The sequence below is a fragment of the Natrinema marinum genome, assembly GCF_024296685.1.
GTDB classification, from domain to species: Archaea; Halobacteriota; Halobacteria; order Halobacteriales; family Natrialbaceae; genus Natrinema; species Natrinema marinum.
Window position 1 is genome coordinate 3,616,889 of sequence record NZ_CP100763.1, and the last position, 22,409, is coordinate 3,639,297.

The following is a 22,409-nucleotide window of genomic DNA, read 5'->3' on the forward strand; positions in this document are numbered from 1 at the left end:
TTGGAAGCCAGGCTCGGGTGTCTCCGCACCCGGGCGTTTGCGCACGCCTCGCTGGAGCTGACTTCCAGCGAATAATTCATATCAGTTGAACTTATACCTACTGGAAATCGGCCGATATCTACGGGCGGGGATCCGAAAGGGAGCGACGACGGGCCGCTTGAGGCCGGAGACCCAACCCCGTCGTCGAGCCGTGAAATAACCGGGCGGCTTTTGACCCGTCGCGGAGTCGGCCCGCGTATGGACCGCAGCGAACTCGCACCCCTGATCGACCACACCGTCCTCGGCCCGGAGACGACGCCGGCCGACGTGCGGACGGTCCTCGACGAAGCCCAGGAATACGGCATGAACGCCTGTATTCCGCCGTACGCCGTCGAAGAGGCGGCCGACTACGCCCCCGACGTGACCCTCGTGACGGTCGTCGGCTTCCCCCACGGCCAGCACAGCCACGAGATCAAGCGCCGCGAAGGCGTGGTGGCGTGGCAAGCCGGCGCGGACGAACTCGACGTGGTGCTCAACGTCGGTCGCCTGCAGGCGGGTGAACACGACGCCGTCAGGGCCGAACTCGCAGAACTGGTCGCCGCGGTGCCGATCCCGGTGAAGGTCATCCTCGAGACCGCGCTCCTCTCCGACGAACAAAAGCGCCGCGCCTGCGAGGCCGCCGTCGCGGCCGACGCGGCGATGGTCAAAACCTCGACGGGGTTCGCCGACGGGGGTGCGACCGTCGACGATGTCGAACTCATGCGCGAGTACCTCCCGGTGAAGGCCAGCGGCGGCATCGGCAGTTACGACGAGGCCGTCGCCATGCTCGAGGCGGGCGCCGACCGGATCGGGGCCTCGAGCGGCGTCGCCATCCTCGCGGGCGCGCCGGAGTAAGCTCGAGAGCGCGCCGACGGGCCTCGCAAAGCCGAACAGTTTTGGGTGCGCCCGAATCACGTTTTAGGAAGATCGATGCGCGAGGAAGTTCGGGCGCGCGTTCGCGCGGTCGCGAGACGGCTCCGACGGCTCGAACGACGCGAACTCGACGCCTTCCGCCGGTGGCTCGAGCACACGGGCAACCTCCTGCATCTCTCGGTGCTCGTGTTCGTGCCGCTGTTGATCGCCGCGGTGACGTGGCTTGCGAACGTGACGGCGGCGATCTCGTTCCTGCTCTTTCCCCCGCTTGCCTCCGGGACGTACACGCTCTTTGCCGATCCCGAGGGGAAGTACTCGACGCCGGGGAAGTTCGTCGGCGGGATGACCGTCGGGGCGCTCTGTGGCTGGCTCGCGCTCGCGCTCACGAGTGCGATCGGGCTCCCCGCCGGGACGATCAGCGCGTCCGGTGCCGCCGTCGGAGTCTTCCTCACCGGTGTCTGCACCTGGGCGCTCGATCTCGAGGAGCCGACGGCCTTCTCGACCGCCTTGCTCGTGCTCGTCACCGGAAACGCACAGCTCGCCTACGTCCTCGGGATCATCGTCTCGAGTTCGTTCGTCGCGGGCGCTTTCGTCCTCTGGCGGCGCCACTTCTACCAACAGCGCGCCCGCTATCTCTACGGGACGACCGGCGGCGATGACCACGTCCTCGTGCCGATGGACGACGGCGGCGAGACGGTCGCGCGCTTTGCCGCGTCGATCGCCGGCGCACACGAGGCCGGAAAAGTCGTCCTCTTCGACATCATCGACGAGGCGGCCGTCGGAGAGGGCGACACCGAGTCGGCCGAACGCGACGCGTCTACGGACTCAGTCGACGTGATCGACGCACAGACCAGCGCCGACGGTGGCGAGAGCGTAGCGACCGCCGCCGAACGCGCGGCGAGCGACGCCGCCGACCGCCTCGAGTCGCTCGCGGCTGACCTCGAGTCGACGTACGACGTTCCCTGCGAGGTCGTCGTCGCCGCTGACGGCGGACTCTCGGCCAAGTTGGTCCTCGAGACCGCTCGCCGACAGAACTGCGACCTCATCGTCGCCCCCTACGCCGAAGACGACCGCGGCGCGCTCTCGTCGTTCATCCGGGGGCTGTTCGAGAGCGAAATCGACGTCATCGCCTTCCGCTCGAGCGAGGAGCGCCGGCGGTGGCGACAGAGCCTCGTCGCGGTTCGAGGAGCGGGCGACACCGCCCGCGCGATGCTCGACTTCGCGATCCGGGTGACCGAGACCGGTCGCACGGTTAGCGTCTGTACCTGCATCGACGACGAGTCGCGCCGTCGGCAGGCCGAGAACACGCTGGCGGCTCTCGTCGACGCCTTCTCGGGCCCCTTCGAGACCCACGTCGCCACCGCCTCGGTCGAGTCCTACCTCTCGCGGGCCGCGCCCCGGTACGACGTCTGTTTCGTCGGTTCGAGCACCGATCGGTCGGCCGCCTCGCGGTTCGTCTCGCCGCCGACGTTCCGCAAGCTCCGGGACCTCGAGAGCGACGTGGCGATCGTCCACCGGGGTCGCCACCGGTAGCCGCGCTACTCGCTCTCGAGGATGCGATCGACGAGCGCGGTCTCGTCGCTGCCAAGCGCCGACTGGACCAGCAGGTGGCCGCCGAGCTGTGCGGGGCTGATCACCGAGTCAGCGCCGGCGCGCTCGAGCTTCTGGACGTTCTCGCGGTCGGTCGCGGCGGCGACGATACGAGTCGTCGGCGCGAGTTCGCGCGCGGTGAGCACCGTCAGCGCGTCCTCGGCGTCGTGGTTCGTCGCGACGAGGATCGCGGCCGCGCGGTCGATCTTCGCGCGCCGAAGGGGGTCGTCGTCGCTCGGGTCGCCGGTGACGACCGGCACGTCCCGGGCGGTCAGCGCCGACGCGGCCTCGCGGTCGGTGGTGACGACGACGAACGAGCGGCCGGTCTCCGCGAGTTCGTCGACGATCGGTTCAGTCAGTTCGCCGTAGCCGAGCACGAGGATGTGCTCGTCGAGCAGTTGAAGTTCTGATTCGGTCATTCTTCCGAGCGTTTTCGAGATGCGGTCTTGGATCAGCGGGCCGACGAGCGCCCCGATGGCGATACCGAAACTGGCGACGCCCAGTACGAGCACGGACATGGTAAAGAGCATCCCTTGGACTGACCCCGTGTTCGGCGTCACGTCGCCGTAGCCGACCGTACTCGAGGTGATCAGCGTGAAGTAGAAGGCGTCGAGGATGGTCTCGATCTCGTCGAAGTGCTCCCGGAGGGCGTAGCCGCCGATGGTGCCGTACAACTGGACGCCCACCAGTGCCGCGCCGGCCGCGATCTGGGTCGTGGTCAGCGAGATCGGCTTGGTAAACCGGTTTCGCGTGAGCAGCAGGATCGGAATCGCGACCAGCGAGAGGACGATCAGCGGGAGCGAGTATCGGCTCGTCTGGAGCAATCCCTGAGCCGCGGTCAGCGGCAGAAGCAGCAGCGTCGCCCACCAGCCGGCTCGAAGCCCGCGACGGAGCGCGAGCGCGCTGCCGACCATCATGAAGCCGGTGAGCGCGCCGGTGAAGCCGGCGGCCGCCTGGACCGCTTCGGGGACGTACCCCTCGAGGGGCCCCGAGACGTCCTGGGCACCGATGTGAAGCACCGCGGTGGCGACCGAGAGCAGCGCGACCAGCAAGACGATGATGACGGCCGCCCGCGTCGTCAACACTCGCCGCCAGTTCTCGGGCAATCGTTCTCGAAACGACCGGTCGCCGACCATACACTCCGCTGAGCGTCGGGTTAGTTAAACGTCTTCGTCTCGTCCCGATCCGACTCGGACTGCCCTGACCATCGACTTCGGGCTCGAACGCGATCAGCGGACGACGGTCACCGGCACCGAGGCGCGCTTGAACACGGTATCCGCGACGTCGCCGATGAACAGCCGATCGATCATATCGCCGCCGTGGCTGCCCATCACGATCGTCTCGTAGTCGTCGGCCCTGCGGACGATCGCCCGCGCGGGCCGGCCGACCGCGACGACGGTGTCGATCTCGGCGTCGTGTTCGGCGGCCACCTCGTGGGCACGCTCGAAGACCGACTCGGCGCGCTCCTCTGCGGCCTCCTCGATGTCGTCTTCGAAGGCGATACTCATCGCTCCGCCCATCATGACCGAGGGCTCACCGACGACGGTGAGGACCGTGATCGATGCGTCGGGATGGTTATCGAGCGCGTACTCGAGCGCGCGCTCGGACATCTCGGAGCCGTCCATCGGGACGAGAACGCGAGAGAGCATACTGGCGCTACGTCGAGTTCCCGGATAAAGGTCACTCCCGCGAACGGTTTCGGTCGGCGGTCGCTCGCGCCTCGTCGGCGGTCGAGGGCGGTCACTTCGGTAGTTCGATCTCGTGGACCTCCTCGGTGAGGTCGTCGGTCGAACTCACCGGTCCGCGCAGGAAGATCGTCTGGTAGATCAGCGCGATACCGATGAGCGCCGCCGCCGGTACCGTGACTGCCGTCGAGAGCGCCGTGAGGGCCCCGGCGGCGAACCCGAGCACCAGACTCGCCAGAATCCCGAGGAGGATCAGATCGTAGTACTGGATCGAGAGTCGCATACTGGGTCATACGTGCCCAGCAAGCAAAAATTCGCTCCCGGACCCCGACGCCCGCACCGTCGATCGCCGTCGGGGGTTCGGCGCCCTCTCGAGCGCTGTCCGCCGCGGCGGTCCGTCGGTGCAAATTTAACGCTTCCGCGCCACTGCCCGACAATGCCATCGCTTCCGGTCGAAGTGTTGCTCGGCCTCTATCTCGGTCTCCTGACCGGCATCGTCCCCGCGTTCGTCGCCGGCTCGCTGGGCTTTCTCGTGCGCTACTTCACGGGCGTCACCCTCCCCGGCTTCGGTGTCGTCGTCCTCGCGCTGTCGATCGCCAGCGTCCAGGGTGGCCTGCTCGGTCTCGTCGAACCGACGATCGCCCAGTCGCCGCGGCTGCTGGTCGCCGTGCTCGTCGTGCTCATGCTCGCGCTCTACGCCCACAGCCAGGGCGACAAACTCGGCTCGGAGCTCCCTCGCCGGCTCTCCTTTACCCGCCTCCGCCAGCGGACCCTCTCGGCCGACGTGGTCGAACTCGTCGGCGCGGTCGGCCAGGTCACCGTCCGGCCGACCGGCGAGATCCGGGACATGGAGGGATATCCGCCGCTGTCGCCCGCCCTCCGGCGCACCCTCAAGTCCGGCTCCTGGCGGCTCCCCGCCGATCTCCCGCTCTCGGAACTCGAGGCTCGCCTCGAGGAACGGCTCCGGACGGATCACGACTTCGCGGACGTCGATGTCGCGATCAGCGAGCGCGCCCGGGCGACGATCGCGGCGGCGCCGCCGTCGGGTAGCCTCTCGCGGCGCGTTACGGGGAGCCAGCGTGCCGTCTCGATCGCGACGCTCGTCCCGACGGGGCTGGCTCGCGGCGACGAGGTGGCCGTCCGAACGGGCGAGCGCTCGATTACCGGGACGGTGCTGAGCGCCCGGACCGAGATCGACGACGAGGGGGCCGCGCCCACCCTCGAGGCGTCCGCGGACGACGATGTCGCGGCCACCGACGGCGGCGAGGACGCAGAGCTCGCCGTTTCCGAGCCCAAGCCGAACGCGGCGACCGCCGGCGGGCCGGGACGGGTCACCCTCGCCGTTGCGCGCCGGGACGTGAAGGCCATACTCGAGGCCGACTCGCCGCGGCTCGTCGTCCGCTCTCGCGGCACGAGCCGCGAGTTCGAGGCGTTCTCGCTGGTCAAACGCGAGGGGTACGCCGTTCGCCGACTCACCGTCGGCGCGGCCGGCGCGGGCGTCGAGGCGGACGACGTGGCCACGCCCGCCTCGGCCACGGACGTGACGGTCCTCGCGGTGCGACGCCAGGGCAGCGAGACCGGCGGCCGCCGCCACGGCTGGGTGTTCGGCCCCGGCATCGAACGCCGACTCGAGGCCGGCGACGAGGCCTTCGTCGCGGGTCCCGAGGAGCCGATAGAGGCCTTCGTGGAGGCGATCGCACGATGATCGAGCCCGTTCTCGCGCAGGCGATCTCGACGGAGACGCTGGCGACGGCGATCGTCCGGATCGCCGGCCTGGCCGCGCTTTCGGCCGTCGCGGCGGCCGTCGCGGCCGTTACCTACCGCTGGTACAGCGCCACCGGAATCGCGGACGGGGTCGCCGTCCTCGTCGGGGTCACGGTCGTCGCCCTCTTGTTGAACACCCAGACCGCGCTGCAGCAGGCGATTCTCGACGATACGGGGCTGCTCGAGCCCGGTACCGCGGTCTATACCGTCGGGGCGTTCGCCGCCAGCGCGATCGCCGCCGACGCCGGGCGGCGGCTGGGCGATTTCCTCGCCCGGGACGTGTTCATGGTCGCAACGCCGCGGACGATCACCGAAGTCACCCAGCTCGTCCGGTCGGCCGGCCGCGTGATCACCGTCGATCTCCCCGACGAAATCGCGGACATCGACGGCTACGATCCCGTCGACGAGTCGGTCAAAGCGGAGCTCGCCGGCCAGACCTTGCTCTTCCCGCGTCGACTCACCGTCGATCAGCTCCGCGAGCGGCTGATCGCCCGCCTCGAGCGCGACTTCGGGGTCGGCCACGTCGATGTCGATCTCGAAGTGGACGGGACGATCGACTACCTCGCGGTCGGGGGCCGACAGGCGGGGATCGGCCCGACGCTCGCGCCGGGCACCGTCGCTGTCGCGCTCGAGGCCGATCCGGCGGCCGACGCCAGCCCGGGCGACGCGGTGCGCATCTGGACGCGCGACGAGGAGGGCGGGACCGCCAAACGGGTCGCCGGCGGCGAACTGCGCGCGAGCGCCGACGACGTGGTGACCGTCGCGCTGGACGCCGACGACGCCCGCGACCTCGAGCCCGACCGGGAGTATCGGCTCGTCACGCTGCCGGGTAGCCCGGACGCCGAGCGCGACCTCGTCTCTCTGCTCCGGGCGGCCGACGAGACCGTGACGACCGTCGCCGTCGAGCCCGACGATCCGCTCGCGGGCGTAGCGATCGACGCGTTGCCGGTGCTCGTGGTAGCCCTCGAGCGCGAGGGAGACGACGGCGACGAGACGCTTGCGCTGCCGGCCGGCGACGTTCGACTCGCGGCCGGCGACACCGCGTACGTTCTCGGCCGACCCGACGCGTTGCGCCGAGTGACCGAGCGAACGCTGGTCGTGACTCGGGACGACGAGGAGGACGAGCCCGCTTCTGCCGATCAGGGAGCGGAGTCGGACGGTGCCGGCGGCTCTAACGCCGACTCCGACCTCGAACGCGAGCCGGAACGGCCGCGAGAGCGGTAGCTACTTGCCGCCGGCACCGATAGCGCCACGTATGCCCACGGAGTGGAAGCTGTTCGCCGACCTCGCCGAACGCGCGGGCGACAAACACGTGACCGTCGACGCCGGGGCCGGCGACACCGTCGGCGACGCCCTCGAGCAACTCGTCGCGGACCGGCCCGATCTCGAGGGCCGCGTGCTCGAAGACGGCGAACTGCGCTCGCAGATCAACGTGTTACGGAACGGAACGAACGTGCTCGTCGAGGAAGAGGGGATGGAGACGGTGCTCGAGGAGGACGACGAATTAGCGCTGTTCCCGCCGGTCAGCGGTGGATAGGTTTTTCACCGGTCTCCAGTCAGATCGATCCCCAATACGAAATCCGGTTCTTCGGAGAGATCGGCTCCCGTCGCGGCGGCGTCGGTGACGAATCGTGCGGTCTCGGGGATCGCGATGCGAGTCTCGTCGGCCTCGAGCGTGGCCGCGTCCCTGGCGACCGCGGCGAACAGCGAGCGCGCGGCGTCGACGCCGTCCCACGCGCCGAGGCCGTACTCGGCCCACGTCTCCGTCTCGTCCGAATCGGTCTCGTCGGCCGTTCGCTCGACGGTCCGGGTTCTGTAACCGACGCCCGCGAGCCCGCCGTCGCTCTCGACGGCGAAGACGGCCGTCTCGTCGGCCAGCCGCTCGAAATCGTCGCGAGTGAGTTCGCGGACGGCCCACGATTCCTCGGGGGCGAGCCCCAGCCCGTCCAAGTGCTCGCGCGCGTCGCTGTGGGTCCAGTACCGCCAGGCCGCGGTGGGGTCGCTCGAGACGCGATACGGTCCCGTGGCGTCGGGATCGGGCTCCGGGTGGGCGAACCGGAACTCGGTGACCGGTTCGTAGCCACTGGCTCGCGCCGCGCCCAGCGAGACCGCGTTCCACGAGAAGACCATCACCCGGCCGACGGTCGCACCCTGCTCGCGGCCCCACTCGAAGGTCGCCTCGTTCAGCCGTCGGCTTACACCCTGTCGGCGATAGTCCGCCGCGACACGCATCCCTTGGAACCAGGCCTCATCCGGCGAGAGCATGACACCCTGGACGATGCCCGCGGCCTCGCCGTCGACCTCAGCGAGGAAGGTCTTCTTGCCTCGGCCCGACGCGTCCTCGAGCCAATCGTGGTAGATCCGCGGGATGTAGTCGCCGCCGCGTTCGGGCCAGATGTCGCTCGTGAAGTCGGCGACGGCCTCGTAATCGTCGTGGGTTGCGCGGCGGATCTCGATGGACGGGTCCGCGTCTGCGTTAGCTGGCATCGGTCGGTGAACGATAGCATCTCATGCGGTCCGTCGGGAAAGTGCTTCGCAGGAGTGGCAGTGGCGCGCGCTGACGAGCGATGGAGCCGATGGCGAACCGCCTGACGACTGCGTGCGAGGTCTTTGCGAGCCTCCGAGCGAACGAGCGAATCGGCTGGCGAGGGCGTGGCTATCCCCTGCCGCCAGCGCGAGTAGACCGCTTTTCTCCGTAATCGAAATCGATGTGAGGAAGTCATAGAACAATCTCCTGGCGTTCTTTTCACCTGGGCTATCTGTTCACTACATATGCTTACTTAATGCGGCGAGAGAATCACACGATCTCGAAGACCACCAACAGGACAAGTGCGGCGGCCACGAACGACAGACCCGCCAAGAACGCCCAAGCGACTCCGTACCCGTTCGCATCGATGAGGTATCCGAACGTCGGTGGTGCGAACAACCCGCTGACGGTCATAGCCAACTGGCCCGCGGCCGAAGCCGCTCCAAGTTTTTCGTCGCTGACAAGTGTCGAGATACAGGAGTAGTACAGCCCAGTTGAACCGAGGACGAACACGCCGAGGCAAGCAAACACCAGACCCGCTGTGAGCGGCGTCGTGGTCAGCGGAAGCAGCAAAAACAACACGCCACCACCCGCCGCCTGAACGACCAATATCGCGCCCGTTCGTGCTCGCGGCGTCCCGGGAAGGATATCCGCTAACGTACCGACGACGATCTTGCCAGCGCTATTAACGGCCTGCACCGACGCGAGAACGAGTCCGCCCGTTGCGACGGTCGCTCCGATCGATTCGTCGATAAAGAGGACAGTGTACCCAGTTGTCGTGTAGAACGCAGCGCCGATACACATGCCTGCCGGTAACAGAACGAGATACGTACGATTCGATAGCAATCCTCGAAAATCGGGCGACGTCATATCGGCCCGGGACGCTCTCCGATACACGAAAAAGAACGTGACAGTGGTTATGAGTCCGACCCCCGCAGCGACGAGGAATCCGAATTGCCAGAAGAACCGGCCGGCGAGCCCCGTAATGAGAACGGCGCCGATAGCGCTTCCGACGGTCGGACCGATCTGTTTGATCCCGATCGCACGGTGATGGCGTTCCGCGTCGATCTGGTCGAAAATCGCCTTGTTCGTCCCCGGCGTGGCACTGCCATACATCGAACCGAGGAGAAAGACGGCAGCCAGAAACAGCCAGTAGGTGGGAGCGACAGCGACCAGGAGCACACCCGATGCGAGTCCGGCTAAGCCGGCGCTTAGCGTCCGACGTTCTCCGAACCGATCGGTCGCAACGCCGAAGGGCAACAAGAAGACCGCGTAGCCGAGTGTCAGTGCACTAATCACGAGGCCGACCTCGAAACTGGACAAACTGAACGCGTCTCGAAAGAGCGGCGTGCCAGCGTAGATCGCATAATAGCAGACACTGGCGGCGATGTGCCACCCAGTCACGGTCAGTACGATCCGCCAAAACCGAGAGAGCATGATGGTGACTCAAACCACGGTTTATTAGCTATACCGGTCAAACGTACCGGGACGTCCTCTCAGTCCGTTACATAGGGCCTCTGTACTTGCCGTTCGTCGGGTAGTCGCGGAGCGGTACGAGAACGGTCTCTGGCACTCTCGAGATCGATGCGGCAAAATCAATCCGGGAACTCCTCACGGGGTCCGTCTCGAGTTCCCCGTCACTCCCAGGGAACCGACCGCTCCTGAATCTCGCCCGCCAGCGACGTTCCCATCGCCTCTTCGACGTCTTCGCTGTTTTCGAGCGCCCACATCAACTTCACTTTCGCCGTCCCCGGGAGCGTGTCGCCCGCCTCGACGACGCCTGCCTCGAGTAAGTCCCGTCCCGTATCGTAGACCCGGTCGCAGACCCGTCCCTCGAGACACTGGCTGGTCATGACGACCGTCGTCCCGTTCTCGACCAACTCCTCGATGCGGGGAATAAGATCGGTGTGGACGTGGCCCAGTCCCGTCCCCTCGATGATCAGGCCCTCGCTGCCTTCGACCACGTCGAGGAACGCGGGGTCCATGCCGGGCGTGAACTTGACGAGTTCCACGTCGGCCTCGAGATCGAGGGTGCGCTCGAGGTCGACCGCGCCGCGTTCCCGATGGTCACGCCGGAACGAGACCGTCACGTCGTCGCTCGTCTCGTAATCGACGTCGCCCAGCGGCGCCGCGCCGACCGTCTCGAAGGCGTCGCGGCGCGAGGTGTGGTTCTTCCGCACGCGCGTCCCGCGGTGGAGCGCACAGCGGTCGTCGGATTCGGAGGCGTGCATGCAGACCAGCACCTCCGCGCAGTCGCTTTTCGCGGCCTCGACGGCCGAGACGGCGTTCATCACGTTGTCCGACGAGGGCCGGTCGGCCGAGCGCTGCGAGCCGGTGAAGACGATCGGGACCGGCGTCTCGAGCATGAAGGCAAGCGCGGACGCGGAGTACTGCATCGTGTCGGTGCCGTGCATGACGACGACGCCGTCCGCGCCGGCTTCGATCTCCTCGGCGACGGCCGCGGCGAGGTCCCGCCAGAGCGGCGGCTCCATGTTCTCCGAGAGGATGTTGGCGACGACGCGACCGCGGTAGTTCGCCCGGCCCGCGAGATCCGGCACCGCTCGCAGCACGTCCTCGGCGTCGAACTGCGCGGTGACCGCGCCGGTGCGGTAGTCGACCGTCGAGGCGATCGTCCCGCCGGTCGAGATGAGCGAGATCGTCGGCAGGTCGTCGTCGAACTCGATTTCGGAGTCGGCCGCCTCGCTATCGGGCCCCGTCGAGTCCGTCCCGTCGATCTCATAGACGTCCTCCGCGAGGACCGAGACGTCGGCTTCGTCGCGGTCGACGCCGACGTTGTAGCCGCCCTCGAGTTTCACCACGAGGTGGTCGTCCGTGCTCGAGGGGAGCAACACGCCTTCGTACGTGCGATCCGCGCGGTCGACGCGGACGCGGTCGCCTGGGTTCATGCGTCGTCGTTGCGCGGCGGCGGACTTGAAGGCACGCTTTCGGCGGAGCGCGATCGATCCGGTCCGACCCGCCGGTCACGACCGGGGCCGAGCGGGGAAACCCCGCTCTCGAGAAACGTCGCTAAACGCAACAAATAAACCGACGACGAAGTACATACGTGATATGCAAATCGAGCCGCAAGCGTTCGACCGGGTTCTCTCGTCGATGTGTACGGAACCTCACCCGGCGGCGCGCGACGCGGCCGAGCGGTTTCTCGCGACGAACCCCGGCGATCCCGGCACCTATCCGAACGTCTCCGCGCTCGAGGACGACGCGGTCTCCCTCCTCGGCGAGATCGCCGGTATGGACGAGCCGGCGGGCTACATCACCAGCGGCGGGACGGAGGCCAATATTCAGGCCGTCCGAATCGCCCGCGAGCGGGCCGACACCCGATCGCCGAACGTCGTCATGCCCGAGTCGGGCCACTTCAGCTTCCAGAAGGCCGCCGACCTGCTCGGCATCGAACTGCGCATCGTGCCGACCGACGACCGTCATCGCGCGGATCTCGAGGCCGTCCGCGCCTCGGTCGACGAGGACACCGCCGCGGTGATCGGCGTCGCGGGAACCACCGAGTACGGCCGCGTCGACCCCATTCCGGACCTCGCCGAAATTGCGCGATCGGTCGACGCGATGTGCCACGTCGACGCCGCCTGGGGCGGCTTCGTGCTCCCGTTTACCGACTACGACTGGCACTTCGACCACGCCGCGATCGACACGATGGCCATCGATCCGCACAAGATGGGCCAAGCCGCGGTGCCCGCCGGCGGACTGCTCGTCCGCGATTCCACCCTGCTCGACGAACTCGCCGTCGACACGCCTTATCTCGAGTCGACCTCGCAGGCGACCCTGACCGGGACCCGCTCGGGTGCGGGTGTCGCCAGCGCCGTCGCCGCGATGGAGGAACTGTGGCCCGAGGGCTACCGCCGCCAGTACGTCCGCTCGCAGAACAACGCCGAGTGGCTCGCCGACGCCTTGGAGAAGCGCGGCTACCGGGTCGCCGACCCGACCCTGCCGCTGGTCGCGGCCGACGTGCCCCGATCGACGTTCGACGCGTTGCGCGCCAAGGGCTGGCGCATCTCGAGAACCGCGACCGGCGAGCTTCGGGTGGTCTGCATGCCCCACGTCACCCGCGAGATGCTGGCCTCCTTCATCGGGGATTTGGATCGGCTCGAGGTGCGTGCGAGCGTGCCCGTCGTGAGCGACGATTAGAGGCTATCGGGGCCTCGCTGCTCGGCACTTTTGACATCCCCGACGTGATCGGTACGGCTGTACCCTACCAATGGTGCGGCCACTGCCGGCATCGTGTTTAATAGCAACTCAAACAATATAGTGGTATGACAACTTCGGGTGGCGATCCGCCGAGACCGCGGTTCTACGTCTCGAATCCCGACACCGAGGAATACGTCTCTGTCGTCGAGTCGACCCCATCGCCGTGGCAACACGCGGTGCGGCGACTCGTAGCCGTCTTCCGTCGCCTTCTCGAACCGGTCCGAGCGTTCTGGTCGCCGGACTGATCGAGCTCGAGCTTGCGGCGGTCTATCACCGTACCCTCGGACGAACGGCGACGAGACCGCTGCTGGATGGTCACACAGAACCGGGACGCGTGAACGTCTTTCGGGCCGTTCGCGAAGACCTCGCGCGATGTCGAGGTTCGTTCGCTCGTCGCTCACTGCCTTCTGCGCACGCCACCGCGCGTGAGCGTCCTCCGAGTCGATACCGATCGCCGCCGGGCGATCGAAACCGGCGGGTTTTACGCTCGCGAGCGCAACGTGACGACCATGAGCCACGACGAGTTTCCGACGGAGCACCCCGCCGTCGTGACCTGCGGGTTGCCCTACGCCAACGGCGACCTGCACATCGGTCACCTGCGGGGGTACATCGGTGCAGACGCCTTCAGCCGCGCGCTCGAGACGCTGGGCCAGGAGACGGCCTACGTCTGCGGCTCGGACATGCACGGCACGCCGGTCGCCGTCAACGCCGAGCAGGAGGGCGTCGACCCCGAGGACTTCGCGCTGGAGTGGCACGAACAGTACGAGGAGACGTTCCCGCAGTTCAACGTCGAGTTCGACAACTACGGCCACACCCACGACGCGACCAACACCGAACTGACGCAGGAGATCGTCCGCACGTTAGACGAAGAGGGCTACATCTACGAGAAGGAGATCCAGGTGGCCTACGACCCCGAGGCCGACCAGTACCTCCCCGACCGCTACGTCGAGGGGACCTGTCCCTACTGCGGCGCGAAGGCCCGCGGCGACGAGTGCGACGAGGGCTGCCAGCGCCACTTGGAGCCCGGCGAGGTCGAGGACCCGACGAGCACGATTACGGGCAACCCCGCGGAGTACCGCGAGCGGACCCACAAGTTCTTCGAGGTCTCGGAGTTCGCGGAGTTCCTCACCGACTTTCTGGACGGCCTCGAGGGGACTTCGAACGCCCGCAACCAGCCCCGGCAGTGGATCGAAGACGGCCTGCAGGACTGGTGTATCACCCGTGACATGGACTGGGGGATCGATTACCCTACCGCCGACGGGGAGGACAGCGTTGCTCCGGAGGAGCAACGAGAGGGAGGCGGCGAAGCCGCCGACGAAAGCGATCTCGTCCTCTACGTCTGGGTCGACGCGCCGATCGAGTACATCTCGAGTTCGAAGCAGTACACGGAGCGCGTCGGCGCGGACGAGTACGACTGGGAGCAGGTCTGGAAGGGCGACGGCGAGATCGTCCACGTCATCGGTCGAGACATCATCCAGCACCACACGATCTTCTGGCCGGCGATGCTCGAGGGTGCGGGCTACAACAAACCGCGCGGGATCGCCGCGACCGGCTTCATCACGATCAACGGGAAGGGGCTCTCGACCAGCCGGAATCGGGCGATATGGGCGAAAGAGTACCTCGAAGAAGGCTTCCACCCCGACCTGCTGCGGTACTACCTGACGACGACCGGCGGCCTCCAGCAGGACGTCGACTTCTCGTGGGAGGCGTTCCAGGAGAAGGTCAACGGCGAACTCGTCGGCACCGTCGGCAACTTCTGGTATCGCTCGTTGCTCTTTGCCTACCGCAACTACGAGGGGACGCCGGATGCGGACGTCTCTGCGGAGGTCCGCGAGCGCATCGAGGGTGCCATCGGCGACGCCCGCGAGAGCGTCAACGACTACGACCTCCGCGGGATCGGCCGGGCGGCCACCCGACTCGCCCAGTTCGGCAACGAGTACATCCAGCGCAACGAGCCCTGGAAGCTCACCGACGACGAGCCCGAGAAAGCGGCGCAGGTCATCCGCGACTGCGTCCAGATCGCCAAGGCCATCGGCGTCCTCTTGGAGCCGATCACCCCCGACAAGGCCCAGCGGCTCTGGGAGCAACTCGGCGAGAACGGCGCGGTCGCGGACGCCCACCTCGAGGATGCGCTCGAGGCCCCGCCGCGGCGCTTCGAGGAGCCCGGCGAACTGTTCGGCAAGATCGAGGACGACCGCGTCGCGGCGCTCACCGAAAAACTCGAGGAGCGCGTCGAGGCCGCCGCCGGCGATGACGAATCGGACGACGCGGAAACCGAAAGCGACGACACCGCCGCGGACGAAGCCGAGGGTATGACGGACACCGACGACCTCGAGGCGCTCGCCGACGAGCGGATCGGCTTCGACGACTTTCAAGAGCTGGACATCCGCGTCGGCCGGATCGAGTCGGCCGAGGGAATCGAGGGTGCGGACGACCTTGCGCGCCTCGAGGTCGATATCGGCTTCGAGACGCGCCAGGTCGTCGCGGGAATCAAGCAACTCCACGACCTCGACGAACTGCCGGGCGAGAAGTGCATCCTGCTGACGAACATGGAGAAAGCGGAGCTGTTCGGCGTCGAGTCCAACGGGATGATCCTCGCGGCCGGCGAAGAGGCGGATCTGCTGACGACCCACGGCGACGCTGCGGTCGGCGAGAAAGTCCGATAGACGCGTCAGATTCGGGACTACGAGCGGCTCGCGCCGCCGTGGCCGGCGTCGCCGTCCGCCGCTTGCCACCATCTGTCAATTCGCCTCAAATATTCATATTAGTCTAGGTGTGTTACAACTACGCATGACACAGAGCGATGGGCGCTTTCGAGGTCTGGTCGGGTGGGAAACGAGAGCGAACTCGGTTTCGCGGTTACCGACCGGCTTCGGCTCTCGAGAAGTGACAGCGCTGGTCGTAATCGCCGCCTCGCTGTTTTCCGTTATCACGCTCGGGAACCTCGCCGGCCTCTGGTGACGACTTGGGTCGGGCCGCGGCCCTCGTAGCGGGTCCGGTGTGCCGTCGTCCCGTCGAATGGACGACGACCGCCCGGCTCAGATCTCGTCGACCAGATTCGCGAAGTCGTCGGTGTCGACGAGCTCCATCGTCTCGCCCTCGAGGCCGTGACGGCGCAGCGTCAGGGCCGATTTGAACGCGGCCTCGCGGTCGCCCGCCTCGAAGACGATCAGGAAGTCGTGCCGTCCGAGGGCGGCGTAGGAGTCGATCAGCTCCGAGTTGTGCTGCTCGAACTCCGTTTTGATCTCGCCCCAGATCGACGCCAATTCCTGTGCGTTCTGAACGTCGCGGTCGTCGAGATCGACGAGGGCTGCGTAGGTTGGCATGTCCGACCGGAGGGCCGATCCGGGGAAAACGGTTGGCGTGGCGAGCGACGGGAGCGTCGGACTGGTGTCGGAGGCGGCCGTGACAGGTGACGGAACCGATGGACGGCGGCTCGAGACTGGTACTCGAGTGCAGGTGAGCGGCCAGCTTTTAGGCCGTGCTGGCGCTACCCCTCGACATGAGAAACGCGAAGATCGTCTGCACGCTGGGCCCGGCGTCGAACGACCGGGCGTCGATCCGGGACCTCGCCGCCGCCGGGATGTCCGTCGCGCGGCTGAACGCGAGTCACGGGAGTCGCGAACAACGGGCCGACGTGATCGACCGCGTCCGCGCGGTCGACGGGGAGCGCACGGAACCCGTCGCGGTCATGCTCGATCTGCAGGGCCCCGAGATCCGAACCGCGCCGCTGCCCGACGGCGCGACGGTCTCGGTGGAGACGGGCTCGGAGGTCCGATTCGTCGAGGGCGACGAGGCTACCGCGGAGACGATCGGGCTCTCGCTGTCCGTCGACGCCGTCGAGGCTGGCGATCGGATCCTGCTCGACGACGGGCTGATCGAGACCACCGTCCTCGCAAACGAGGGAGACGCGGTTCGTGCGCGGGTCGACACCGGCGGCGAGTTGGGCGGCCGCAAAGGCGTGAACGTCCCCGGCGTCGACCTCGATCTCGATGTCGTCACGGAGTCGGATCGGAAAGACCTCGAGCTGGCCGCCGAGAAGGGCGTCGACTTCGTCGCGGCGAGTTTCGTCCGCGACGCCGGCGACGTCTACGAGGTCAGCGAGGTTTTGGAGGACGCGGGCGCGGAGATCCCGGTCGTCGCGAAGATCGAGCGCGCCGGCGCGGTGGAGAACTTAGACGAACTCGTCGACGCCGCCTACGGCGTGATGGTCGCGCGCGGCGATCTCGGCGTGGAGTGTCCAATGGAGGACGTGCCGATGATCCAGAAACGGATCATCCGCAAGTGCCGCGAGGCGGGCCGGCCGGTCATCACGGCAACGGAGATGCTCGACTCGATGGTCCACGCGCGCCGGCCGACGCGGGCGGAGGCCTCGGACGTGGCCAACGCCGTCCTCGATGGCACCGACGCGGTCATGCTGTCGGCCGAGACCGCGGTCGGTGACCACCCCGTCGCCGTCGTCGACGCGATGGACAGCATCGTCCGGCAGGTCGAGACCTCCGAGGAGTACGACGAACTGCTCGAGCAACGCGTTCCCGCCTCGGGCGAGGCGCGGACGGATGCGCTGGCTCGCTCGGCGCGGTTTCTGGCGCGAGATATCGACGCCGACGCCGTCGTCGCGGCGACCGAATCCGGCTACACGGCCCTGAAGACGGCGAAGTATCGGCCCGGGATGCCGGTCGTCGCCTCGACGCCGAGTCAGGCGGTGCGCCGTCGCCTCGCGCTGACTTGGGGCGTGACGCCGCTGTACGCACACGTCTCCGATCAGGGTGCGGGGGCCGTCGTCGAGAAGGCCGTCCAGTCGGCGCTGGACGCCGGCATCGCCGAGAGCGGCGACACCGTCGTCGTCCTCTGTGGCATGATGACCGAACTCGAGGGGGCGAATACGACGAACATGCTGAAGGTCCACGTCGCTGCGGAGGCGCTGACGACCGGCCGGGTCGTCGTCGAAGGTCGGGCGACCGGCCCACTTGTCCGGCTCACCGACGGCGACCTCTCGGACGTGCCCGATGGCGCGATACTCGCGCTGCCCGCCGACTTCGACGAGGAGTTCGCGGGCGACGCCACCCGGATCGGCGGCATCGCCGACGCCCAGCGTGGAATGACGGGGTATCCGGCGCTGATCGCCCGCGAACTCGCCCTCCCGATGATCAGCGACGCGGACCTCGCGGACCTCTCCGGGCTCGAGGACGGCGAGACCGTCACCCTCGACGCCGAACGCGGCGTCGTCTACGGCGGCGATATCGGCGATTCCCACGAGCGAGCCTGAACCACGACGCCCCCGACCGTCTCGCCGAGCCACGGGTTTTTGACGGCGGGGCCGTTACGGTCGGGTATGGCAGACGATTCGTCCGGACGCGACGAGGTCGACGACGGCTGGGGTGAGCCGTCGGCGATGGAGCCGGACGCCGGCCCGACGGCCGATTCGAGCGACGAGTGGGGCGCCCGCGACGGCACCGAGCGGCCGGCCGCGAGCGACCGCCGAGACGACGAGGCCCGTGACGACGGCTGGGACGGGATTCCGATCGATCTCTCCGGCTCGAGCGAGGCCGACGAGGAGGGCGACGCTGACGAGGACGCGTACACGCCCGAAGCGAACTCGACGCCGATCGATCTCTCCGGCTCGAGCGAGGCCGACGAGGAGGGCGACGCTGACGAGGACGCGTACACGCCCGAAGCGAACTCGACGCCGATCGAACCCGGCGACCCGGACCTCGAGAACGTGCTGTTCGTGATCTTGGGGGCGATCGCGATGGTGCTCGTTTTCGTCCGGCTGATTTCCATTCCGCTCGGCTGACCGGCCCCGCGGACCGGCCCGCGTTCCCTCGATACGTTCGTTCTTGGTACGCTGTAAACATTTAATTCGGACGAGACCTAACCGCCGCACATGGTCGAATCCCTCGTGGGGAATGCGCCGTTGCTGTTGCTGGTCGTGGGGCTCGTACTGATGGTGCTCGAGGCCCTCTCCCCGGGGGCACATCTCATCGTCATCGGGATCGCCTTAGTCGGTGCCGGGCTCGTCGGGCTGCTCTTTCCGCCCGCGGCGAGCCCGTTCGTACTGGCCGCGCTGACGCTCGCCATCGGGCTCGCCGCGGCCTACGTCTACCGCGAGTTCGACTTCTACGGCGGGAAAGGCACCGCCCGCACGACGGATTCCGACTCGCTCGCCGGGACGACGGGCTACGTCACCGAGACCGTCACGACCCGCAGCGGCGAGGTGAAACTCGACGAGGGCGGATTCGCTCCGTATTACAGCGCGCGGACGACCGACGGCACGATCGAGGAGGGCAAGGAGATCATCGTCCTCGACCCCGGCGGCGGCAACGTGCTCACCGTCGAATCGCTCGATTCGATCGGAGAAGACGACATCGACCGCGCGCTCGCTCGGGAACGAGCGGCCGCCGAATCCCGGGATCGAGAGGCCGCAGACGGCGGCGACGCAGTCGACGACGTGCCGTCGGACGCCGATCGCGAGACCGAGACGGAACGGTCCGACTGAGCCGTGACATCCGGTCACAAATGTTGGGGAAATAAGGGAACGCTTTTGGCCCCCCCGCCGTAACCCCGAAATATGATCGCACAATTGTTCCCCCTGCAAACCACCGGCGGTATCCTGCTGGTCGTCGGTGCCCTCATCCTCGTCGTCGTCGTCGCCGCGTTGCTCAGCGCGGTCGAGATCGTCGACGCCTACGAGAAACGTGCCCTCACTGTCTTCGGCGAGTACCGCAAACTGCTCGAGCCGGGGATCAACCTCGTCCCGCCGTTCGTCTCGAACACGTACGCGTTCGACATGCGTACGCAAACCCTGGACGTGCCCCGGCAGGAAGCGATCACCCGCGATAACTCGCCGGTGACCGCCGACGCCGTCGTCTACATCAAGGTGATGGACGCCAAGAAGGCGTTCCTCCAGGTCGACGACTACAAACGCGCCGTCTCGAACCTCGCCCAGACCACCCTGCGCGCCGTGCTGGGCGACATGGAACTCGACGACACGCTCAACAAGCGCCAAGAGATCAACGCCCGCATCCGCGAGGAACTCGACGAACCCACCGACGAGTGGGGCATCCGCGTCGAGTCCGTCGAGGTCCGCGAGGTCAACCCCTCGAAGGACGTCCAGCGCGCGATGGAGCAACAGACCTCCGCCGAGCGGAAACGCCGCGCCATGATCCTCGAGGCCCAGGGTGAACGCCGCAGCGCCGTCGAGAAAGCGGAAGGTGACAAACAGAGCGAGATCATCCGCGCTCAGGGTGAAAAGCAGAGCCAGATCCTCGAGGCGCAAGGTGACGCGATTTCGACCGTCCTGCGAGCCCGATCGGCCGAATCGATGGGCGAACGCGCGGTCATCGACAAGGGAATGGAGACGCTGGCCGACATCGGTCAGGGCGAGTCCACGACGTTCGTCCTGCCGCAGGAACTCTCCTCGTTGGTCGGCCGCTACGGCAAGCACCTCTCGGGTAGCGACGTCAAGGAGAACGGCCACGAACTCGAGAGCCGCGAGTTCGACGAGGAGACTCGCGAACTGATCGGACTGGACGACATCGCCGAGATCATCGGCGAGATCGACCAAGAGGCCGACATGGATGTCGAAGCGATGGAACAAGAAGCCCAAGCGATCAAGGAAGGCAAGGATCCCGCGGAGATCTCCGACCCCGACGAGGTCATCGAGGAGATGGATCAGGACTTCCAGAGCCAGGCCGACGGCGGCACCGAGATGCCGGCCGACGACGCGGACGGCTCGTCCTCGAGCGACTGACGCCGTTTCGCGGCGGCGTTCGATCGACCGCCGTATTTTTCCCGCTGTTCACCGCGGGTAAGACGTGACTACCGACCACGATCGGGACTGGTAGCGCCGCTAACCGGTCGTATTCGGAGAACAAACCGGAGCGAAACCTGTTTTACGGGCCATCCCTTTGGGAGGGGTAGGTAGTTATGACATCGCCTGACGGGGTCGACGACAACAAACGAGCGACCCTGCGCCGATTCGCCGCCCTCGGCGCCGCATCCCCGCTGGTCGGACTCTCGGACTCAGCCGCGGCTGACGCGGGAGAAAGCGACGCCCGCGACGCGATCGCGGGCTATCTCTCGACGACGCCCGGCGCCCACTTCTCCAAGATCCGTGACGATCTCCAGCTCGGCACCGGCGAGACCCAACACCACCTCCGGCGGCTCGAGGAGGTCGGCGCCATCGAGCGCTATCGCGACGGCGACTACAAGCGGTTCGTCACGGCCGGTCGCTTCGACGAGTTCGAGAAACGGGCGCTGGGCTATCTCCGCCGGGAGACCCCTCGCGGGATGTTGATCGAACTCCTCCTCGAGCCGGATGCGACGGCAGGCGACCTCGCGACGGCGCTCGATGTCTCGCCGCCGACGGTCAGCAAGTACGCGGGCGAACTCGAGGAAGCGGGGCTGCTCTCTCGCGACGACGGCTACGCGGTCGAACGCCCCGAGACTGTCCTGGTGCTGGTCGTCCGCCACGCGGACTCTTTCGGCGACCGGGCGCGGACGCTCGCCCGGAACGCGGACCAGTTCCTCTCGTACGAAGGGTAAAATCCTGTTTTCGCGGGGTAGTACCGTATTACCCGTCGGCTCAGACCGACTCGACGATGTCTAGAAGCCCCCGTAGCGACTCGAGCTCGTAGGTCGCGTCCGCGGGCCGTTCGAGGTCGCGGTTGTGCGGGCGCCGGACGAACGCGGTCTCGAGGCCGGCGGCCTCTCCGGCCGTCACGTCCTTCGGCGAGTCACCGACGTAGATCCCGTCGCTGACGCCGAGTTTCTCGAGGGCGTCCTCGATGTAGTATGGATCGGGCTTGCGCCGCTCGTACCCCTCGAACGTGGGGTCGCGGCCGCGGACGACGTCGAAGTCGAACCCGAAGCGCTCGGCGACGAACTCGGCGGTCTCGTGGCGGTTGTTCGTGACGAGGCCGATCGTCGTCCGCTCGCCGAGGTCGTGGATCGCCTCGATGTCGTCGTAGACCCCGCGCTCGCCGGCCCGAAGCCGGTCGTGGGTCCCCTCGGAGGCGTACGCCTCTTTCAACTCCCAGTACCGCGCGAGGTCGATCTCGAGGTCGGCGCAGTGCTCCCGAATGCGTTCGTGCTCGTGGCGTCTGAAATCCCGGCGCTGGGACGGGGTCGGATCGGCCTCGAGATCCTCAAGCGCGGCGTCGGCGGCGTCGGCGTAGACGTGTGGGTGGGTTCGAGGTCCCTCGAGGACGATCCCGTCCATATCGAAGACGACTGGCAGCGTCATCTATCGCGTACGTCGGGCCACAATCAAAAGAGCGTTCGGCGTCGAGGCGTCCGGCGCCGACGCTGTCGGTGCGATCGGAAAACAGAAACCAGACCACTGCTCGCCGCGTTTCGGCCTAAACGTCGACTTTCCAGGTCGTGCTCGAGGAGTAACCCCATTTTTCGATCTCGACATCGTACTCGCCTTCCTGGAGCGCGGTGATGTTCGAGCCGACCTCTTTCGCCGTCATCCCGAGTTCTTGGCCGATGAGGCGGGATTTGAAGTACGTCTTCGTCGCCGCGTTCTCGCGGAGGTACTCCAGAATCCGCTGTTGTTTACTCGTGAGGTCGGGGGCCATTGCAGTGCTCATACACGGTCGGACGACAGGAACGCCCTTAGGGGGTTTGGTACGCGCGGTTAACCCGTCGCTTGCTTGCGGTTTTGGTGCCGAGTAATCAGCTAATAATTGGGTGGAAAGCTTTCGTTGGTACGTGCGGTTAAAACATCCGAA

At 67.2% G+C, this 22,409-nt stretch carries 21 protein-coding genes; 12 read left to right on the forward strand and 9 right to left on the reverse strand.

Features of this window, described 5'->3' with window-relative positions:
• Nucleotides 1-237: 237 nt before the first annotated feature.
• Both deoC and NKH51_RS17965 read left to right on the forward strand, forming a co-directional pair.
• A complete protein-coding gene (gene deoC / locus NKH51_RS17960; RefSeq protein WP_254763039.1) occupies nucleotides 238-873 on the forward strand; it encodes a deoxyribose-phosphate aldolase in 636 nt (211 codons plus the stop codon).
• 75 nt (nucleotides 874-948) lie between these two features.
• Entirely contained in the window at nucleotides 949-2,424 is a 1,476-nt protein-coding gene (locus NKH51_RS17965; RefSeq protein ID WP_254763040.1) for an HPP family protein, read from the forward strand.
• 5 nt (nucleotides 2,425-2,429) lie between these two features.
• Here NKH51_RS17965 and NKH51_RS17970 read toward each other — a convergent pair whose 3' ends face one another.
• The 3 genes from NKH51_RS17970 to NKH51_RS17980 form a co-directional block, all read right to left on the reverse strand.
• Complete coding sequence (locus NKH51_RS17970; protein WP_254763041.1) at nucleotides 2,430-3,617, reverse strand: NAD-binding protein; 1,188 nt, start codon at nucleotides 3,615-3,617, stop codon at nucleotides 2,430-2,432.
• 93 nt (nucleotides 3,618-3,710) lie between these two features.
• Complete coding sequence (locus NKH51_RS17975; RefSeq protein ID WP_254763042.1) at nucleotides 3,711-4,130, reverse strand: universal stress protein; 420 nt, start codon at nucleotides 4,128-4,130, stop codon at nucleotides 3,711-3,713.
• A 91-nt stretch (nucleotides 4,131-4,221) separates the two neighbouring features.
• On the reverse strand, nucleotides 4,222-4,449 hold the full coding sequence (locus tag NKH51_RS17980) for a DUF8015 family protein (protein WP_254763043.1): 228 nt from the start codon (nucleotides 4,447-4,449) through the stop codon (nucleotides 4,222-4,224).
• A 153-nt stretch (nucleotides 4,450-4,602) separates the two neighbouring features.
• Here NKH51_RS17980 and NKH51_RS17985 point away from each other — a divergent pair, with 153 nt between their 5' ends.
• The 3 genes from NKH51_RS17985 to NKH51_RS17995 are packed head-to-tail and all read left to right on the forward strand — an operon-like array spanning nucleotide 4,603 to nucleotide 7,467.
• Complete coding sequence (locus NKH51_RS17985; RefSeq protein ID WP_254763044.1) at nucleotides 4,603-5,871, forward strand: DUF8167 domain-containing protein; 1,269 nt, start codon at nucleotides 4,603-4,605, stop codon at nucleotides 5,869-5,871.
• Nucleotides 5,868-7,154 carry a TrkA C-terminal domain-containing protein gene (locus tag NKH51_RS17990; protein WP_254763045.1) on the forward strand — a complete coding sequence of 429 codons (1,287 nt, stop codon included), beginning with the start codon at nucleotides 5,868-5,870 and terminating at the stop codon, nucleotides 7,152-7,154. The genes NKH51_RS17985 and NKH51_RS17990 overlap by 4 nt, the downstream gene beginning before the upstream one ends.
• Nucleotides 7,155-7,185: 31 nt before the next feature.
• A complete protein-coding gene (locus NKH51_RS17995) occupies nucleotides 7,186-7,467 on the forward strand; it encodes a ubiquitin-like small modifier protein 1 (RefSeq protein WP_254763046.1) in 282 nt (93 codons plus the stop codon).
• A gap of 5 nt (nucleotides 7,468-7,472) precedes the next feature.
• On the opposite strand, the gene NKH51_RS18000 is transcribed toward NKH51_RS17995, so the two are convergent.
• The 3 genes from NKH51_RS18000 to gatD all read right to left on the reverse strand — a co-directional run bounded on the left by NKH51_RS18000 (nucleotide 7,473) and on the right by gatD (nucleotide 11,363).
• Entirely contained in the window at nucleotides 7,473-8,417 is a 945-nt protein-coding gene (locus NKH51_RS18000) for a GNAT family N-acetyltransferase (RefSeq protein ID WP_254763047.1), read from the reverse strand.
• A 310-nt stretch (nucleotides 8,418-8,727) separates the two neighbouring features.
• Entirely contained in the window at nucleotides 8,728-9,894 is a 1,167-nt protein-coding gene (locus tag NKH51_RS18005) for an MFS transporter (RefSeq protein WP_254763048.1), read from the reverse strand.
• Nucleotides 9,895-10,094: 200 nt separating this feature from the next.
• Nucleotides 10,095-11,363 carry a Glu-tRNA(Gln) amidotransferase subunit GatD gene (gene gatD, locus NKH51_RS18010; RefSeq protein ID WP_254763049.1) on the reverse strand — a complete coding sequence of 423 codons (1,269 nt, stop codon included), beginning with the start codon at nucleotides 11,361-11,363 and terminating at the stop codon, nucleotides 10,095-10,097.
• On the opposite strand from gatD, the gene mfnA reads away from it, so the two are divergent.
• Nucleotides 11,362-12,612: a tyrosine decarboxylase MfnA gene (gene mfnA / locus NKH51_RS18015; RefSeq protein WP_256527485.1), complete on the forward strand. Its 1,251-nt coding sequence runs from the start codon at nucleotides 11,362-11,364 to the stop codon at nucleotides 12,610-12,612. The two genes, gatD and mfnA, sit on opposite strands and share 2 nt — an antisense overlap.
• Before the next feature lie 569 nt (nucleotides 12,613-13,181).
• Nucleotides 13,182-15,338 (forward strand): methionine--tRNA ligase, encoded by a 2,157-nt coding sequence (gene metG, locus NKH51_RS18020; protein WP_254765174.1) that lies wholly within the window; start codon nucleotides 13,182-13,184, stop codon nucleotides 15,336-15,338.
• 372 nt (nucleotides 15,339-15,710) lie between these two features.
• On the opposite strand, the gene NKH51_RS18025 is transcribed toward metG, so the two are convergent.
• On the reverse strand, nucleotides 15,711-15,998 hold the full coding sequence (locus tag NKH51_RS18025) for a GYD domain-containing protein (protein ID WP_254763051.1): 288 nt from the start codon (nucleotides 15,996-15,998) through the stop codon (nucleotides 15,711-15,713).
• 176 nt (nucleotides 15,999-16,174) lie between these two features.
• Between NKH51_RS18025 and pyk the strand changes: the two genes are divergently transcribed.
• The 5 genes from pyk to NKH51_RS18050 all read left to right on the forward strand — a co-directional run bounded on the left by pyk (nucleotide 16,175) and on the right by NKH51_RS18050 (nucleotide 21,219).
• Entirely contained in the window at nucleotides 16,175-17,941 is a 1,767-nt protein-coding gene (gene pyk / locus NKH51_RS18030; protein WP_254763052.1) for a pyruvate kinase, read from the forward strand.
• A gap of 66 nt (nucleotides 17,942-18,007) precedes the next feature.
• Nucleotides 18,008-18,469, forward strand: coding sequence for a DUF7312 domain-containing protein (locus NKH51_RS18035; RefSeq protein WP_254763053.1), 462 nt, complete (start codon nucleotides 18,008-18,010; stop codon nucleotides 18,467-18,469).
• A gap of 90 nt (nucleotides 18,470-18,559) precedes the next feature.
• Entirely contained in the window at nucleotides 18,560-19,171 is a 612-nt protein-coding gene (locus NKH51_RS18040) for an NfeD family protein (protein ID WP_254763054.1), read from the forward strand.
• A 72-nt stretch (nucleotides 19,172-19,243) separates the two neighbouring features.
• Nucleotides 19,244-20,425 carry an SPFH domain-containing protein gene (locus NKH51_RS18045; RefSeq protein WP_254763055.1) on the forward strand — a complete coding sequence of 394 codons (1,182 nt, stop codon included), beginning with the start codon at nucleotides 19,244-19,246 and terminating at the stop codon, nucleotides 20,423-20,425.
• A gap of 176 nt (nucleotides 20,426-20,601) precedes the next feature.
• The gene (locus NKH51_RS18050) at nucleotides 20,602-21,219 is read left to right on the forward strand and encodes a winged helix-turn-helix transcriptional regulator (RefSeq protein ID WP_254763056.1); all 618 of its coding nucleotides are present in this window, start codon (nucleotides 20,602-20,604) and stop codon (nucleotides 21,217-21,219) included.
• Between the two features lie 40 nt (nucleotides 21,220-21,259).
• Here the strand turns inward: NKH51_RS18050 and NKH51_RS18055 are convergent, their stop codons facing one another.
• Both NKH51_RS18055 and NKH51_RS18060 read right to left on the reverse strand, forming a co-directional pair.
• Nucleotides 21,260-21,919: an HAD family hydrolase gene (locus tag NKH51_RS18055; protein ID WP_254763057.1), complete on the reverse strand. Its 660-nt coding sequence runs from the start codon at nucleotides 21,917-21,919 to the stop codon at nucleotides 21,260-21,262.
• Nucleotides 21,920-22,034: 115 nt separating this feature from the next.
• The gene (locus NKH51_RS18060) at nucleotides 22,035-22,256 is read right to left on the reverse strand and encodes a DUF7123 family protein (protein ID WP_254765175.1); all 222 of its coding nucleotides are present in this window, start codon (nucleotides 22,254-22,256) and stop codon (nucleotides 22,035-22,037) included.
• Nucleotides 22,257-22,409 lie beyond the last annotated feature (153 nt).

Bases quoted from the DNA above. Each gene is read 5' to 3' on its own strand.
- deoC (WP_254763039.1), top strand. From the start codon at position 238: ATGGACCGCAGCGAACTCGCACCCCTGATCGACCACACCGTCCTCGGC.
- NKH51_RS17965 (WP_254763040.1), top strand. From the start codon at position 949: ATGCGCGAGGAAGTTCGGGCGCGCGTTCGCGCGGTCGCGAGACGGCTC.
- NKH51_RS17970 (WP_254763041.1), bottom strand. From the start codon at position 3,617: ATGGTCGGCGACCGGTCGTTTCGAGAACGATTGCCCGAGAACTGGCGG.
- NKH51_RS17975 (WP_254763042.1), bottom strand. From the start codon at position 4,130: ATGCTCTCTCGCGTTCTCGTCCCGATGGACGGCTCCGAGATGTCCGAG.
- NKH51_RS17980 (WP_254763043.1), bottom strand. From the start codon at position 4,449: ATGCGACTCTCGATCCAGTACTACGATCTGATCCTCCTCGGGATTCTG.
- NKH51_RS17985 (WP_254763044.1), top strand. From the start codon at position 4,603: ATGCCATCGCTTCCGGTCGAAGTGTTGCTCGGCCTCTATCTCGGTCTC.
- NKH51_RS17990 (WP_254763045.1), top strand. From the start codon at position 5,868: ATGATCGAGCCCGTTCTCGCGCAGGCGATCTCGACGGAGACGCTGGCG.
- NKH51_RS17995 (WP_254763046.1), top strand. From the start codon at position 7,186: ATGCCCACGGAGTGGAAGCTGTTCGCCGACCTCGCCGAACGCGCGGGC.
- NKH51_RS18000 (WP_254763047.1), bottom strand. From the start codon at position 8,417: ATGCCAGCTAACGCAGACGCGGACCCGTCCATCGAGATCCGCCGCGCA.
- NKH51_RS18005 (WP_254763048.1), bottom strand. From the start codon at position 9,894: ATGCTCTCTCGGTTTTGGCGGATCGTACTGACCGTGACTGGGTGGCAC.
- mfnA (WP_256527485.1), top strand. From the start codon at position 11,362: ATGCGTCGTCGTTGCGCGGCGGCGGACTTGAAGGCACGCTTTCGGCGG.
- gatD (WP_254763049.1), bottom strand. From the start codon at position 11,363: ATGAACCCAGGCGACCGCGTCCGCGTCGACCGCGCGGATCGCACGTAC.
- metG (WP_254765174.1), top strand. From the start codon at position 13,182: ATGAGCCACGACGAGTTTCCGACGGAGCACCCCGCCGTCGTGACCTGC.
- NKH51_RS18025 (WP_254763051.1), bottom strand. From the start codon at position 15,998: ATGCCAACCTACGCAGCCCTCGTCGATCTCGACGACCGCGACGTTCAG.
- pyk (WP_254763052.1), top strand. From the start codon at position 16,175: ATGAGAAACGCGAAGATCGTCTGCACGCTGGGCCCGGCGTCGAACGAC.
- NKH51_RS18035 (WP_254763053.1), top strand. From the start codon at position 18,008: ATGGCAGACGATTCGTCCGGACGCGACGAGGTCGACGACGGCTGGGGT.
- NKH51_RS18040 (WP_254763054.1), top strand. From the start codon at position 18,560: ATGGTCGAATCCCTCGTGGGGAATGCGCCGTTGCTGTTGCTGGTCGTG.
- NKH51_RS18045 (WP_254763055.1), top strand. From the start codon at position 19,244: ATGATCGCACAATTGTTCCCCCTGCAAACCACCGGCGGTATCCTGCTG.
- NKH51_RS18050 (WP_254763056.1), top strand. From the start codon at position 20,602: ATGACATCGCCTGACGGGGTCGACGACAACAAACGAGCGACCCTGCGC.
- NKH51_RS18055 (WP_254763057.1), bottom strand. From the start codon at position 21,919: ATGACGCTGCCAGTCGTCTTCGATATGGACGGGATCGTCCTCGAGGGA.
- NKH51_RS18060 (WP_254765175.1), bottom strand. From the start codon at position 22,256: ATGGCCCCCGACCTCACGAGTAAACAACAGCGGATTCTGGAGTACCTC.